The organism is Vibrio fujianensis (genome assembly GCF_002749895.1).
Taxonomy (GTDB): Bacteria; Pseudomonadota; Gammaproteobacteria; order Enterobacterales; family Vibrionaceae; genus Vibrio; species Vibrio fujianensis.
In genome coordinates, this window is record NZ_NBUS01000036.1 from 53,039 (window position 1) to 55,420 (window position 2,382).

Below are 2,382 nucleotides of genomic sequence, written 5' to 3' on the forward strand. Positions count from 1 at the left end.
CACCGGCAGAGCCTGTAAAACCAGTTAGCCATTGTAATCGTTCATTATGCGCTGGAATATATTCACCTAAGTATTCATCCTCATGGGGGACGATAAGGGCATCTAAATGGTGTTGAGTTAACCAATCACGAAGCTTGGCCATGCGTTGTGTATAGGGGTGTGACATGGAGGTTTCCTTGTAAACGGTCCTTTGTTGCTGTTTTATAAGCTACTCCTTTTCCTTGAGGCGTGCAAATATCCGCCTTTTTATATCCTTTCTACTTCAAGCTGCAGGGGGTGACCAACGTTCGTTCACCCCAATCACATAGCCTGTCGATGCTCATGGGGATTATGAGAGGCATCGGTGGCCCTCATAAAAGACTAGTTTACAGCTGTTTAAATTTGTTCTAGATAAATTTGTCACTCACTTGCCGCTTACCTGCAACGCTAAGTTGTTTGGGGATAGGTGCTGCTGGTTGTTAACTTTCTGCGCAATAATAGATAATGGCTGTTTTCCTTATTAGATTAGGATCGGTGTTTAAATCAACGTAAATGCAGTGTTTTACGCTGAATGATCTGCCGTAGCCAAGTCAAGGCGGGATCATTTTCTCGGTCTCGATGCCAAAAGAGTGTGTAGGCCATTGGTGGAAATTGCAGTGGTAGTGGCAACACCACTAATTCCATTTGGTGAGCGACTAAATGAGTAAAGTGGCTTGGCGCAGTAAAGACAAAATCAGTGTAAGTACAAAGGCTGGCTGCACTATTAAAATCTGGTACTGTAATGGCGATATCGCGTTCATGACCTAAATCGGCTAACCGATAATCTAATAACCAGCGATCGTTACCATCACATCGAACTTGAACATGGCGTAATGCGAGGTAGTTCTCTAAGTTCCATTCGTGGCAAAGTACCGGATGATTTTTCCGTACCACACACATTTGTGTGTCACGATAAACCTCTTGATCACAAATATCGCTTGGCGGCTGCATGGTCAGTTTGGCATCATGGATATCAATATCTTTTCCGGTGATCCCTAAGTCGATTTCGCCCAACTGTATTTTTTTGAAGGTGTGTTCATTCCAAGCGTGGGTACTGATACTAAGATTGGGGCCTTGGCTAAAAATTGCGGGTAAAAAATGCGGTAAAATTAATGGATAGACACTTTCTACGGCAGCGATATGAAAGCGGTATTCGCTTGATTGAGGAGAAAACTGTTCAGGCTGAATAATAAGCGCTAACTGATTAACCAAGATATCGAGTTTAGGTTTGAGAAATAACAGTTTTGGGGTGGCTCTTAATCCATGAGAACTACGGATGAATAAAGGGTCAGAAAATTGTTCGCGCAGCTTCGCGAGTGATTTACTTACTGCAGATTGACTTAAACAGAGTCGCTGAGCCGTTCGGGTGACACTGAGTTCTTCACTAAGAACTTTTAGGCACACCAATAGATTGAGATCAATGCGTGCGAGCTTCTCTATATTATTCATGCTGTTTTTCCTATTAGGAATAATAGCCATGATTATATGCCATTTTTACTCATATCAAGATAGCGCTATGATCACTTTCGTCGATATAACGTAGAAATAAAAATGGGTCAAATGAGTGAAAGTGAATAAGCAGGTTAGTCGTCAACAGCAAATGGGCTTGCTGATTTTGTTGGTTTTATTTAGTCCATTAGCGATTGATATTTATCTCCCTGCACTTCCGATGATTGCTCAATCGTTTCACGTGGAACATGCGTTAGCACAAGATACGATTACTTGGTTTTTGTTTGCTATGGGGGTTGGACAACTGTTCTCTGGCCCATTAGCTGACAAACTTGGACGTCGAACTGTTGCATTAGGAGGGATAGGCATCTATGCATTGAGCGCTTTATTGGCGTGGAGCGCACAAAATATTGAATGGATGCTGATGGCTCGTCTGCTACAAGGCTTAGGTGCATGTGCAACATCGGTAGCAGCCTTTGCAACAGTTCGCGATCTTTTTGGCCCAGAACGCAGTGGTAAAATGATCAGTTACTTAAATGGAGCCATCTGCTTTATCCCCGCTTTAGCACCTATTCTTGGTAGTTGGCTAACACAACAGTTTGGCTGGCGAGCAAATTTTAGCTTTATGGCAGGTTTTGCCGTCACAGTGGGATTGCTGATGTTGCTATGCATGCAAGAAACCAATCCAAGTACAGAAAAGCAAGCGGTATTTAAATTGTCTCGTTATTGGGCAGTGCTGAAAACGCCTTCCTTTTTATTTCATGCGTCATTATGTTTGTTCGCAATGGCTGTTATTTTGGCTTATGTAACCTCAGCACCTTTGGTATTAATGGAGCGGTTAGGGCTCACCATGAATCAATTTACATTTTGGTTCGGATTGAATGCGTTGGTTAATATAGTGGCTTTTTTCTCTGC

3 protein-coding genes are annotated in these 2,382 nt (G+C 42.6%); 1 reads left to right on the top strand and 2 read right to left on the bottom strand.

The window, feature by feature from the left end; translation table 11 throughout:
• A partial coding sequence (locus B7C60_RS17655; protein WP_245868462.1) for an aminopeptidase P family N-terminal domain-containing protein occupies positions 1-166 on the bottom strand: 166 nt, incomplete at its 3' end.
• Between the two features lie 356 nt (positions 167-522).
• On the bottom strand, positions 523-1,467 hold the full coding sequence (locus B7C60_RS02740; RefSeq protein ID WP_245868453.1) for a LysR family transcriptional regulator: 945 nt from the start codon (positions 1,465-1,467) through the stop codon (positions 523-525).
• 121 nt (positions 1,468-1,588) lie between these two features.
• Here B7C60_RS02740 and B7C60_RS02745 point away from each other — a divergent pair.
• On the top strand, positions 1,589-2,382 hold a 794-nt coding region (locus tag B7C60_RS02745), incomplete at its 3' end, for a multidrug effflux MFS transporter (protein WP_483887746.1).